Raw genomic sequence first — 13,281 nt, 5'->3', positions numbered from 1 at the left:
GTAAAGCAGATGACAATGACAAAAAGATTTAAAATTGGGGTAGTTCTGGCGGCTGCTATAAGTTTTACCTCCGCCTGTAAAAAGGATTTTTTGGAAGTCACACCAAAAGGGCGCCTGATAGCGCAGAAAGTTTCAGATTATGACCTACTACTGAACAATCTTGATATGGTCAATATCAGTACCAATTCCCAGGTGGCGATGAGCGATGAAATAGCGGCTGTTCAGCCTTATTTCGATGGAGCTAGTCTAAAAACACAACGCCTATTTCGTTGGGAAGCGGTTATTTATGAAGCTTCGGAGAATGCTACTGAGATGGACATGCCGATGAAAAATATCTACACCTTCAATAAGATCATCCAAGAACTGCCGGCGGCCACTGATGGCACAGCACAACAGAAACGGTCCATTGCTGCCGAAGCTATGGCTGGAAGAGCTTGGACTTATTTTCTGTTAGTGAATTATTTTGGTAAACCTTATGATGCCAATACGGCTGGGACAGATCCCGGGTTTCCAATTTTGACCAAAGCCGATGTCACAGAGAATAAATTTACACGGGCCAGTGTTAAAGAGGTCTACGAGTTTATAATTAATGATTTAAATAAGGCGATACCTGATTTGCCGGCAAAGACAACTCATTCCATGCGCATGTCGAAAGCTGCGGCCGAAGGCTTGCTGGGCAAGGTCTATCTTTTTATGGGTAAACCCGAATTAGCTTTGCCTCATTTTGATGCTTCACTATTGGCAGCAGCAAATTCGGCCATTCCTTTAGCATTATATGACTACAATAAAACCTTGGCTCCAGGAGGTGAATTTTTGCCGATTGGATCTTATGGACCATCTTATCCCAGTGCTGTAAACAATAGAGAGTGCGTTTATAATAAACAGTCCAGTAATTTTTGGACCTTCTTCTATAATGAGTTTGTGATTGACAAAAAGACTGTGAACCTTTTTGAAAGCACTGATTTACGACTTAAGTTTTACTCAAGGAATGCTTATTATGGGCCAGAATATCCCACAGGATTGCTCCGTAAAATGGGGCCAACATCTTTTCAGTATGGAATCTTGCTTCCGGACCTGTACTTGTTACGGGCCGAGTGTAAAGCGAGATTAGGCGATTTGACGGGGGCAAAGGCTGATGTAGAACAGCTGCGGAAAAACAGAATGCCATCGGCCAATGCAGTTGTTCCGGCGGCAATTGAAGGGCAACAGCTTGTACTGCTCAACTTTATATTGGAAGAACGTATACGGGAGTTTGCCCTGAGTGGATACCGATGGTTTGATATGCGCCGTCTGTCTGTCGATCCCTTATTCAAGGCAAAGACTTATACCCACACACTTTATGCAGTGACGGGGGCTGTCGCCGGTACTTTTACACTTAAACCCGAACGTTTGGTATTACGCTTCCCACAAAAGGTAATGGATCAAAACCCCGGGATGGAAAATAACCCTTAAAAAAAAGATATAAGTTTCATTTAAATAATTGAAAAATGATAAAAATTACAATCGCTACATTAGCTAGCCTGGCCGCGCTTTGCGCCAATGCGCAGCAATCTTTCTCCATACAAGGCCAACTTTCTGGCCATCATGACGGGAAAAAAGTGCTATTGCAGTATCCTAATCCAGAAGGATTGAAAGACCCTATAAAAGATTCCACCTATGTCAAAAACGGCGCGTTCAAATTTAAAGGCAAGCTATTTAAAGATGTAGAACAGGCCATATTGATTCTGAGTGAGCCCAATGAAAATGTAGATCTTTCTGAATATTGGAAATATTATGAAAGAGACCTGCAATATATTATGCTCGAAAACGACAGCTTTCAATTATCGGGCCCAACGATCAAACAAGCCCATATAACAGGTGGTAAAGTACAAGCGGATTTTAACTTGCTCAATGAACAGCTCAAACCCTGGAAAGAGAGAATGCAGTTACTTTCTCAAGAGTCTTTAAAACTTAGCAGAAGCGGGCAGGAGAAGGCTGCGGAGGCGCTTTGGCCAAAAATGAAGCCAATTACTGCTGAAATAGAACAGATAGAAAATAACTTTAGAATCAGCCACCCCGATTCCTTTGTGAGTCTCTATCTGATTGATATGAAAGGTGGTATTGATCATCCGGATTTTGAATCTCAATTTAATGCACTAAGCCCACGCGTTCAAAATTCAGACCTTGGAAAAAAAATGGATTCCACATGGAAAGCAACCCAAGTTGTTGCTGCCGGCAACAAGGCATTGGACTTTACCCTAAATAGTACACAGGGACAACCAGTCTCATTATCGTCTTTCAAAGGTAAGTATGTATTGCTTGATTTTTGGGCTAGCTGGTGCAGTCCCTGCCGGGATCTTCACCCCCATATGATCAAAGTATACGAAAAATATAAAAATAAAAATTTTGAGATCGTTGCAGTCTCCATGGATAGTAAAAAAGAAGCCTGGCTAAAAGCCATCAAACAAGATGGAATCCCCTGGATACAGTTAAGTGATTTAAAAGGTCTTAAAAATCAGGCGGCGATTCTTTACGGCATTACGGGTATTCCACAAAACTTTTTAATCGATCCCGATGGTATTATTATTGGCAAAGAGCTAAAGGGAGAAGCACTGGACAAAAGACTTGCTGAGGTCCTGGATGTAAAATAATGTATTCAGCATTTAACGCTAAAAAAACACACATGATAAAGATTGTATTATTTACCATAATGAGCCTAATTGGGCTCTATGGTAGCGCTCAGGACGCTTACATTATTAAAGGAAAATTGTCGGGCAATCACGAAGGGCATAAAGTTTTTTTGCGCTATATGAATCCGAATGGCCTTAAAGAGTTTATTGTAGATTCGACCTATGTCAAAAATGGGAATTTTATATTGAAAGGCACACTTGCCAGTGATATGGTAAGTGCTAAATTGCATATCACTGCCGTCGGAAAGGAACTGGATCCGCTAGACTGGAAAAATTATCATAAACTGGATCAGCAGGAATTTATGCTTCAAAATGCCGAATTTCATGTTGCCGGACCCAATATCAAGCAAGCCCGTATTACCGGTGGTCCTGTTCAGACCGATTATTTGGTTTTATCGGATATTGTAAAGCCGCTTCAGCAAAAAGCAGATTTGATTTCAAAACAGATGATGGAAAATGCTGCCGCTGGTCATTCGGAGGCCAATAAAGAGCTCGGACCGAAATACAGCAACATGGCTAAAGCCATAGAAGACGCAGAGCTGAAGTTCCTTGATACGCACCCAAATTCATTTGCCAGTCTCCTTATTGTCAGCAATCAAATGGGGGTTGAAAATCCAAAGTTTGAAGAGCGTTTCAATAAGTTGAGCAAGCGTGCCCGCAGTTTATCATTGGCGAAGGCTCTTCAAGAACAGTTAAATGCGCAAAAAACGGTTGACATCGGAAAGCATGCCATTGATTTTGTGATGGACAATGACAAAGGGCAACCTATTTCATTTTCTTCCTTCAAAGGTAAGTATGTATTGCTTGATTTTTGGGCCAGCTGGTGCGGTCCTTGCCGCTCTGAAATGCCATTCATTAATGAAATTTACCAAAAGTATAAAGACAAAAATTTCGAAGTTGTTGCGGTTTCAATAGATAGCAAGAAAGATCATTGGCTAAAGGCGATTAAAGAAGACAAAATGTCCTGGATTCAGTTGAGCGATTTAAAAGGGTATAAAAATGATGTGGCCTTAAAATATGGGGTCATGGCGATACCGCGTAATTTCCTGATCAATCCGGAAGGCGTTATTATCGCAAAAGACCTGCGTGGAGAGGACATTGAAAAGGAATTGAGCAGAATTATTAAATAAAAATCGAATGATAACTAAATTCAATATTTGCAGGAAAGTTTTACTGGCATGTGCTTTTGTATTATTAGCTAATTGCATGCAGGCGCAATCCCGTTATCAATGGAAGACAGGCTCATCCGATGGTTATAGTTACAGGTATGTAAGTAACGATCCTACCCAGTCGCGTTTTTATACATTAAAAAATGGATTAACGGTTATTCTCAGTAAAAATACCAAGCAACCACGTATTCAGACCTATATCGCAACAAAAGCCGGGAGTAAGACCGATCCCAAAGAGCATACCGGATTGGCACATTATCTTGAGCACATGCTTTTCAAAGGTACGGACAGGTATGGCAGCTCGGATTGGCATAAAGAAGAACCTTTGTTAGGTCAGATCTATGCACTTTATGAAAAGTATAACCATAGCAGAGATACGGCCGAGCGCAGGGCTATCTATAAGCAGATAGACCTGGTTTCCGGGGAAGCTTCGAAATTTGCCATACCCAATGAATACGATAAACTCATGAGTAATATGGGCGCAAAAGGAAGCAATGCTTTTACTTCTTTTGAGCAGACCGTATACGTTGAAGATATTCCCAATAATGTCATTGACAAATACCTGAGCGTGCAGGCGGAGCGTTTTCGAAATCCAGTTTTACGGTTATTCCATACCGAATTGGAATCGGTCTATGAAGAGAAGAATATCAACTTGGATAAAGACGATAGGAAGGTGATGGAGGCTATGTTTGAGGCAATTTTTCCTAATAATAATTATGGGAAACAAACCGTTCTGGGTTCGGTCGAACATCTTAAAAACCCATCATTAAAAGCAATACAGCAATATTATGAAACCTATTATGTGCCCAATAATATGGCGATAATTATGTCAGGTGATTTTGATCCTAAGGCGGTGATCAAACGTATTGATCAAGCTTTCGGTTATATGGTTTCCAAACCCGTTCCTGAATATATTTTCGAAAAAGAACAACCTATTATTCATCCAATTTCCAGAACAGTTACAGGCCCGTCCGCTGAATACCTGACGATGGGATTTCGTTTTCCGGGAGCATCAAGCCCCGATGCACAAATGCTCAATCTTGTGGCTGACATGCTGTCAAATCGTGCTGCCGGCCTGATGGATATCAATCTGGTGAAATCACAGAAACTATTAAGTGTTGCCGCATATCCCCAACTTCTAAAAGATTATTCGATCCTTACAATTGAAGGTAGTCCAGTAGAAGGACAAACATTGGAAGAAGTAAAAAAACTGTTATTAGGTGAAATCTATAAATTACAGCATGGTGATTTTTCTGAAGATTTGATTACTTCGATTGTCAATAATGAGAAAAAATCTGAGATGAGAAAATTAGGAAATAGCCCTAGTGTAGCCTATGATCTATTATCCAATTTTACTTCAGAGCTCGATTGGGCAAAAGAACTGGATTACACGCATCTATTGTCAAAGATAACGAAAGAGGATATTATCCATTTTGCAAATAAGTATCTTTCCGATAGCAATTATGTCGTTATTTATAAAAGACAGGGTATTGATACCGGCGTGGTAAAGGTATTCAAGCCTGCAATTACGCCAGTGACTGTTAACCGACTTGCCGAATCTACCTTTTTTAAACAGATTAGTGCAATCGCTGAGCAGCCTATACGGCCCCATTGGATTGATTTTAATCAAGACCTGTCAAAATTCAAATTGCTGGATCTTGATGTTTTAGCCGTACACAATCAGGAGAACGAGCTTTTTAACTTGACCTATCAGTTTGATATTGGCCAATGGGACAACAAACTATTGGATCTTGCCATCGGTTATCTTGAATTTTTAGGGACAAAAGAGAAGAGTAGCGAAAAATTTAGTCGGGAATTCTATAAGCTTGCGTCTGACTTTCATGCTTCTTCCGGCAATGAAGAAAGTATGATCAGTATTTCTGGGTTGAACAGTAACTTTGACGTATCCGTCGATTTATTACATGATCTGCTTCACCACTGTGTTGCCGATGAAGTTGCCTTTAAGTCTTACATTGAGCGTGTCAAAAAAATGCGTGCCAATGACAAGGAAGATAAGGGAGCTATTATGGAAGGATTAAAGGCTTACGCGCAATATGGTGCCAAAAGCCCATTTAATTTCACGTTAACTGACCGAGAGCTCGATATGCTAAAAGCAGAAGACCTAGTCACTGTATTGCACAATCTAGCTGATGTCAAACCTCGTATTTTATACTATGGCCCCCAATCTGTCAACGAATTGATGAAAAATTTAAAACCATTAAAAAATGGCAGTAGTGCATATTATAAAATGGCTAAGGGGGAAAAGTTCGAGGAAAAGCCGACGGTTGAAAATAAGGTTTTGTTTGCACATTATCCGATGAAGCAGACGGAGATATTTTGGGTTCGAACCGCAGGTTTATTTGATCGGCAGCTAATGCCTACAGTAGCCTTCTATAATGGATACTTTGGTGGTGGAATAGGTAGTATTGTTTTCCAGACACTTCGCGAATCCAAAGCTTTAGCCTATTCTACCTATGCTTATTATAAGCAGCCTCAAAAGAAGGAAAATCATGAAATTGTGGAAGCATATATCGGAACGCAATCCGATAAGTTTAAAGATGCTGTCAGTGGAATGAATGAACTCCTCACTGATTTGCCTGAATCAAAGATAGGGGTAGAGTCCGTTCGTGAAAATCTGCTGAAATCATTAGCAAGTGAGCGCATCACAGGAGCTGGCATTCTTTTAAGCTATTTGGAAGCACAGCGTCGCGGTCTCTTAGCAGATCCCAGGAGAGCAATCTTTGAAGCAATTCCTAAGCTTACTTACAATGATCTTAAGGCTTTTCACGTGAATAAAATTAGCCATAAGCCCTTTACCTATTGTATTATAGGAGATGAGAAAGATTTGAAAGATAGTAATCTATCAAGCTTTGGTGATATCAAAAAAGTCAGCCTAAGTGAAATATTTGGATATTAATCCGATTCAAAAAAAATGTTTCAATGTTTATCGTGTATTGGGGCCACATCTTGTATGATGGCCCTTTTTTACTGTCTAAGTATGAGACTTAGCAATTCATTAGTATGGTAATTACAGAGACATTTCGGTATCTCCCAGATCCCGCGCTTACATAACCTTTTATTTTCTTCAGATAACGATCTTGCACCGATTCAATGAGGCGAAATGTTTTCTTTTCTACAATACAATTTACTACCTTTCGTCCCACAATCTATTTGATGGACTATGGCTACGATATTTCTTTTCATTGCTATTATCGCAATAATTTGGCCTATTTATGGACATTTTCAGCGAAAGAAAATTGTTCGTGTTGCCGTGGACGAATATATAAGTTTTAATTTAGTGATCACATTTATTAGACCATTGTCCTTCTAGTTTTAGCTTTACACGATCGTATATCACTTTGTCTACCAGGTTTAGTTCCGCCAGATGAAGCTGCACAAATTCCCAGCAACGTTCCCTCTTTTTTGATTTTCCCTGTTGTTGATAGGCCAGAGTTAAATACATTGCTGTCAATAGTGTTGTGCTGTTTACATAATCAAAATCCATTTGTGGGGACAATATGTCTTCGCCGCGATCCCATTCTTCGTTTTCGACCAAAATGCAGCCCCAGGTATGGCGTATAGGATCGAATTCGGGCAACAGATGCAGCGCTTGCTGTCCCGCTACTGTAGCCTTTTCGATATCGCCTTGAACCAGATAGATATTGGCATAAAGATTATGTAGATAGCCAGCTGATCTTCCACTTCCTTCAGACAGCACAATGCTTTATCATAATCCCCCAGATTGAAATAACATAATCCGATATTAAACTGAAGGGAACAGGTCAGTGTTGGGCCAGATTCCGAACAGAGTTTTAGGCATTCCTGAAATTTCGCTAATGCCTCATTATATCGATGTTCTGCCATATTATCATCTCCTTCCAGGCTGAGGTCTATCGCTTCACTGCTTGCACCCTTTTTGTATTTTCCTAGTAGTATGTTCAGGATAATCCGTCCATCAAAATCCATCGGGAAACCATTTATTTTTCTTCTCAAGGGCAGTAAATTGGTTAGCCCTATCAATAACTGCATATAGCCAAACCATAGACCGAAAGCGATTGTTCCCGAAAAATCTATAGAAAATGGAACCATGATTATGACTGCAATTCCAATAGCGATATTGACCAGAGGCCCGCCTAGGGCAGCTACAAATGTTTTGAGTCTGTAATATTTGCCGTCTGTTATATTGAGCATGACATAGCCGCCCTGAAATTTGGAATTCAGATTCAGCTTACTCTTAAAGAAATGTGTTCGCATCAGCATGTGTCCAGTGCCAATAACGATGCGATTCGGATATTCACCGACCAGCCGCGTGAAAATCCAATGTCCCCATTCGTGTATGATCAGCGCAATCGAAAGACCCAGTAGACAAAAGGAATAATTTATGGCCATCATACCGAAGTAATTAAACGGCATTGGCATAAATAATACAACTGTCCCGAACACCAGGCTCATCCAGCCATACTTGGACATGCATGCGAGTAGTAATTTTTTAGTCATTTGCTTAGGTTAATAGTTTATATTCCTCCATATTGGCAATCGGAGGTATTATACATATTCTTTAAAGATCAAACCCTAGTTCGCATAGCTTTTTCAAGATTCGCGAAACCTGTAATCCCATGGTTATTTTTGTTAAATGCTATAGAAATGTTTACATTTAAGAAATAATAATCAAGAGATGAAGTCTAAATTAATAAAACGATTTTTTATTCTATTCGTTTTAATTCTGACCTTAATACTAACAGGATTTTATATTTCTTTTCGGGATATGGTTATTCCTGGTTGGCACACACTCATTATCCCAGGGTTTATACTTAAATTCTCCATTATGGCTGTCCTCTCAATTTGCTTGGTTTGGAGTGGAATGCTTTTTTTATCAACCACAGCAGGGGCTCGGAGATAATATTATCATTGGTCGATTTTGAAGACGCCACTATACCACATGATAGCAAAGGAGGGGGCTGTATAGTGTTTTAAAGAAAGATCTTGATTACTTTGCCAGTCTTTCAATCGTTTTTATAGAAATCATCATTTTTCCAGATGTGGGTAAGTATATAAATCCATATTTTTTATAAAATTCGATTGCTTGATCATTTAATGGATCTACTATAATGCATAATATTCCAAGATCCTTTGAAAGTGTTAAACATTTAAATAATGCGTCAAATAAGAGAATTTCTCCGTATCCTTTTCCTTTGGCACTGTTATCAATGGCTAATCTTCCTAGAAGTACACAAGGCAAAGCGGAGTATGATGGTGGAAACTTCTTTGAAAGTTCTTCTGGCATACTGTCTTTATCTACTGAATTGCTTGAAAGCGTGTAATAGCCGATTACATTATTTTTCTCATCCACCATCACGGTACATGTCGCCAATTTCTTCTTTATATCCTGACTAGCTTGTAGCTTTAAATATCTGTCAAGTAAATCTTCTCCACACGTAAATTTATCCTTATTGCAGTCGCTATCAAATGTCTGTATTTTCATTTTGCTCGCTCAAAAATTTATTATAATTTTTATGAGCTTGTTTCAATTTGGAATTCGGTTCTGCTGGATTTACGATAGCATCAACGAAAATCTTCTTATCTTCCAATGATTTTAATATTTCATTATTGTCTTTGATTATTGTTTTTGCCTCTTTGTAAAGACAATAAACAATAAATTCGGAAAGACTCTTAAAACCACTTAAAGTAGAGGCATATTTAACAAGCTCCTTTTGTTCTTTGCTAATACGAACATCAATTCTATCGTTAATTACTGCTCCCATGGTTATATTATCTATTTGTTTATATTTTCAGTTTTTGAGTTCTTTGTTTTTTTCAGTCTTTGAGTTCTTTTTTTTCGTCTTTTTGTTTTTTTTAGTTTTTGAGTTCTTTGTTTTTTTTCGTTTTTGTGTGTTATTCAATAGTATCGATCAACTAGATCAACATATTAAAATTCGTACTAGCTTTACAAAGGTACGTTAAATTTACGTACATTATAAGTCTTCTCCAAACTTTTTTAATTGAGGAAAGAGAAGACAATTCTTATAGTGCTAATCACTATTTTCTTGATTCCCAGTTTACCCATTGTCAACAACTATGTTGCCCATAAATTAGATGAAGGCATTTTGGATATGCTAACTTAGAAATGAAAATGGTGCGACGGCATTAGATGGCTAAATACTACTGAAACTTATCCAATCTGGTGGGATTTGTCAAGATGAATATCTTTGTGAAAATAAATATATGGCAATGGATCGATGATCCGTTTATAAGGTCTTCAGTCAAAAGTTATACTTTCCAAGATGATGTCTACTCACTCTATGGTCAATCATTATTGATTAAGTCAATTCCTTTTTTTGAGTAAGTTATTGATTTCTTTATTTAGAGACCAAATCGAAAAACAATAAAACCCTAAATTTAAAATTCCTATCAATGCAATCATAGCTGTAAGCCCTTCGTCTTTATACATTTTGTATGCAATTATTGAAAAAACAGGACATAACAGAAATAAGATAATGGCAATAGTTAATGATTTCTTGTTGAATTTTTGTTTTTCTACAATGACTGCGGTTTTTCTGTTGTTGAGTTCTTTCTGATAGGACAAAAATGATGAAAATTCATTGTTTTCACTCATCGCAAACCCAGTTCCTTGTCCGATTAAATCTTCAATTACTAAAAATTTTATGTCGATTGGATTATCTGCTTCTATTGCGTTCAATTCATTGTCAATTATAGTATAGAAATTATTTAGCGAATTGTAAAATGCGGATAATTGAGTTATATCAATTTCAAGCTTGTCATCGGTTTCAAATTGAGCTTTGACATACGTTATAAAATCATCAAATAGTGGAATTGCTTCTGGAAAATGCTTTTGTAAAAATATCCTGCTTTTTGATGAGTTCATATCTAAAGCTTGTTCGCTGATGGTAATACTGTTGGGATTAAGTTCTGAAAATTGCTCAAAATTCTGTTGATTACCAATTTCTTGATCCGCGAGAGACGATTGCCAATCCTGAAAATATTTTTTTAATATTGTTTTGTCTATAAGTGCAATCCAAAAAAAGGGCAATGAATTGTTTGCCTCAAAGAGGTACAAATTTCTACCGGTTTTTCTCAGATATAAATAACTTCTATATCCCATTTTCTGAATAAATTATTGCTCAACTCCTGTTTTATTTTCAATACTAAAAATACATGAAAATTTTTCTAATATATTGTCAGATTGAGCGAATGTAACTTCGTATCTCCCAGCTTTTACAGTCATCCCTATGGCTCTAGTTCTGACAGTCCATTGGCCCACAGGTATAACGAATCTATTTGTTCCCGCTTCCTGTTTAATTACCCCGAATTCGGGGTAATTAAAATCATATTATACAAAGATTATTGGGAATCAATTTCTTTTTTATCCAACACAGTTCGTAATGCTTTGTATATTCCTAAAAGCAGGATGATCAGACAAGTCAGTGTTAGACCAAGATATTGCACCACCCAACCGATAAGAATTGCAACAATATGGATCTTGCCGTTCTCCGGTCTGAACATATTCCCTGTGAAAAGGTAAAAGGCAAAGGTAATGAACACGCCCAACCAGATCAGCGCATAAACGTAATGCAGCGGATTTTTACTGAATTGATAATTTCTCAACATAGTCATCTTAAATTTAAATATATAGCGATTTGCGTCTTGTTTATGAAGAGATTTACAATTCGCTTGATGAGATTTATGAATCGTTGGGTCGTGATCGATCAGCATCTTGTTTTTAGAAATCCGCAATAATGATCTTTTTCATTCCCATCATTTTTTTGAAGGCACCGGGTCTTTTGTTGAGTTCCTCCCAATTTTCGGGACAAACCTGCCAGCTTAATCCGTATTTGTCTTTCAGCCATCCACAAACGCTCTCCTGTCCTCCATCCGATGTAAGAGCTTCCCAGTAGTAGTCTATTTCAGTTTGGTCTTTGCAGGGGATCATCAGCGAAATAGCCTCGTTAAATTTGAATATCGGTCCGGCATTGATCCCAATAAAACGCATTCCCAAAAGCTCAAACTCTACGGTAAGCACTTTTCCAGCAAAATCCTTCTGAAAATCAGCCAGCCCTTCGGCTTCAGAATTCGGGTAATACGTAGTATTGATTATTTTTCCATCTTTGAAAACCGATAGGTAATATGCTGCGGCTTCCTGTGCGTTGTTGTCAAACCATAGGTTTGGAATTATCTTTTGCATAGCTTTATATTTTTTGGTTATTATCTACTTATTTGAACTATGATAAGTTACTGTCTTACAAATCTAACAGATCTGTTCTTTGATCAACTTGGCATAGGATAATAAATAGAACTGCATATATAAGGCATTTCATCTCGTTCGTGGTCGAATATACTGTTTGATAATAAACATTTGTTATATTTATCCTTCAAATTATCGCTAAGCAAGTTTAGGATGAAAGCCTTACTGATTATAGATATGCAACAGGGAAGTTTTAAGCCCTATACGCTACGGTATGATACCTTTGGTGTCATTGATCGGATAAACAAACTTTCTGAACAGTTCAGAAAGAACGGTAATCTGGTTATTTTTATCCAACATGATGGCACAAGGGAGAACTGTTTCCTTCCTGGTACAGAAGATTGGTCTTTATTGCCTGAATTGATCAGAGGTCCTGAAGATATATTTGTTTCTAAGACAACGAATAATTCATTTTATAAAACAGATCTTCAGACGATATTGCAGCGTAGGGGAGTGAAGGAACTGATCGTGACCGGATGTGCTACAGATTTCTGTGTGGATGCCACGATAAAATCAGCGCTAACAAGGGATTATTTTATCACCGTAGTTTCAGATGGACATACGACTGCTGACAGACCAATGGTCCCCGCTAAGCAGGTGATAGCCTATTTCAATTGGATATGGTCAGAAATGACCCCGACGCAAGGGATGATCAAAGTTGAATCCTGTCATGCTATTCTAGAGACTTAAGTATGGCGTGGATAGACCCTATCCGGTACACAAAAGAATGTTTTAAATTTCGAGAATCCATCAGATTATGAAACAATCCATTGCCCGTATTGCTTTAGTAGTGAGAGACTATGATGAAGCAATTGAATTTTATACGAAAAAACTTGATTTTAGTCTTATTGAAGATACAAAACTTGATGAGCATAAAAGGTGGGTCGTTGTAGCACCTCCGGGTTCAAATGATTGTTGTTTGTTATTAGCAAAAGCTGCAAATGATGAACAATTAAAGAGCATTGGAAATCAAACTGGAGGAAGAGTTTTTTTATTTCTTTTTACAGATGACTTTTGGAGGGATTACAATAAAATGAAAGATAGAAGTATAAATTTTGTAAGACCTCCTGCTGAGCATGAATATGGAACGGTTGCGGTTTTCGAAGATCTGTACGGAAATCTTTGGGATTTGTTACAACCTAAATCCCCGATTTAAAATTTCTGATTTTGTATTTCGATTAAC

General features: G+C 38.0%; 13 protein-coding genes. 6 read left to right on the top strand and 7 right to left on the bottom strand.

Annotated features, from left to right (window positions below; all coding sequences use genetic code 11):
- The first annotated feature begins 15 nt into the window (after positions 1-15).
- From ABFX33_RS06785 to ABFX33_RS06770, 4 genes are read left to right on the top strand one after another with little or no spacing between them, the layout of a single operon-like run.
- The gene (locus tag ABFX33_RS06785; protein WP_346085080.1) at positions 16-1,452 is read left to right on the top strand and encodes a RagB/SusD family nutrient uptake outer membrane protein; all 1,437 of its coding nucleotides are present in this window, start codon (positions 16-18) and stop codon (positions 1,450-1,452) included.
- 35 nt (positions 1,453-1,487) lie between these two features.
- A complete protein-coding gene (locus ABFX33_RS06780) occupies positions 1,488-2,630 on the top strand; it encodes a redoxin domain-containing protein (protein ID WP_346085079.1) in 1,143 nt (380 codons plus the stop codon).
- Between the two features lie 32 nt (positions 2,631-2,662).
- Positions 2,663-3,799: a redoxin domain-containing protein gene (locus ABFX33_RS06775; RefSeq protein WP_346085077.1), complete on the top strand. Its 1,137-nt coding sequence runs from the start codon at positions 2,663-2,665 to the stop codon at positions 3,797-3,799.
- Positions 3,800-3,806: 7 nt separating this feature from the next.
- Positions 3,807-6,755 carry a M16 family metallopeptidase gene (locus tag ABFX33_RS06770; protein ID WP_346085075.1) on the top strand — a complete coding sequence of 983 codons (2,949 nt, stop codon included), beginning with the start codon at positions 3,807-3,809 and terminating at the stop codon, positions 6,753-6,755.
- Between the two features lie 378 nt (positions 6,756-7,133).
- Here ABFX33_RS06770 and ABFX33_RS06765 read toward each other — a convergent pair whose 3' ends face one another.
- The 7 genes from ABFX33_RS06765 to ABFX33_RS06735 form a co-directional block, all read right to left on the bottom strand.
- Positions 7,134-7,556, bottom strand: coding sequence for a tetratricopeptide repeat protein (locus tag ABFX33_RS06765; protein ID WP_346085074.1), 423 nt, complete (start codon positions 7,554-7,556; stop codon positions 7,134-7,136).
- Complete coding sequence (locus ABFX33_RS06760) at positions 7,460-8,335, bottom strand: site-2 protease family protein (protein ID WP_346085073.1); 876 nt, start codon at positions 8,333-8,335, stop codon at positions 7,460-7,462. The genes ABFX33_RS06765 and ABFX33_RS06760 overlap by 97 nt, the downstream gene beginning before the upstream one ends.
- Before the next feature lie 490 nt (positions 8,336-8,825).
- Entirely contained in the window at positions 8,826-9,320 is a 495-nt protein-coding gene (locus ABFX33_RS06755; protein ID WP_257088313.1) for a GNAT family N-acetyltransferase, read from the bottom strand.
- Positions 9,301-9,600 (bottom strand): type II toxin-antitoxin system TacA family antitoxin, encoded by a 300-nt coding sequence (locus ABFX33_RS06750; RefSeq protein WP_257088314.1) that lies wholly within the window; start codon positions 9,598-9,600, stop codon positions 9,301-9,303. Before ABFX33_RS06750 ends, ABFX33_RS06755 begins: the two co-directional genes overlap by 20 nt.
- 560 nt (positions 9,601-10,160) lie before the next feature.
- The gene (locus tag ABFX33_RS06745; protein WP_346085071.1) at positions 10,161-10,958 is read right to left on the bottom strand and encodes a hypothetical protein; all 798 of its coding nucleotides are present in this window, start codon (positions 10,956-10,958) and stop codon (positions 10,161-10,163) included.
- Positions 10,959-11,197: 239 nt separating this feature from the next.
- Positions 11,198-11,464, bottom strand: a complete 267-nt coding sequence (locus tag ABFX33_RS06740) for a hypothetical protein (RefSeq protein WP_346085069.1) — start codon at positions 11,462-11,464, stop codon at positions 11,198-11,200.
- Positions 11,465-11,576: 112 nt separating this feature from the next.
- On the bottom strand, positions 11,577-12,038 hold the full coding sequence (locus ABFX33_RS06735) for a VOC family protein (protein ID WP_257088316.1): 462 nt from the start codon (positions 12,036-12,038) through the stop codon (positions 11,577-11,579).
- A gap of 213 nt (positions 12,039-12,251) precedes the next feature.
- Here ABFX33_RS06735 and ABFX33_RS06730 point away from each other — a divergent pair, with 213 nt between their 5' ends.
- Complete coding sequence (locus ABFX33_RS06730) at positions 12,252-12,788, top strand: cysteine hydrolase family protein (protein ID WP_257088317.1); 537 nt, start codon at positions 12,252-12,254, stop codon at positions 12,786-12,788.
- 67 nt (positions 12,789-12,855) lie between these two features.
- Positions 12,856-13,254 (top strand): VOC family protein, encoded by a 399-nt coding sequence (locus ABFX33_RS06725; RefSeq protein ID WP_257088318.1) that lies wholly within the window; start codon positions 12,856-12,858, stop codon positions 13,252-13,254.
- Positions 13,255-13,281: the final 27 nt, after the last annotated feature.

It is taken from the genome of Sphingobacterium ginsenosidimutans (assembly GCF_039536865.1).
GTDB classification, from domain to species: domain Bacteria; phylum Bacteroidota; class Bacteroidia; order Sphingobacteriales; family Sphingobacteriaceae; genus Sphingobacterium; species Sphingobacterium detergens.
The sequence above is the reverse complement of the archived record's forward strand: the minus strand, read 5'-3'. Positions and strand labels throughout refer to the sequence as shown.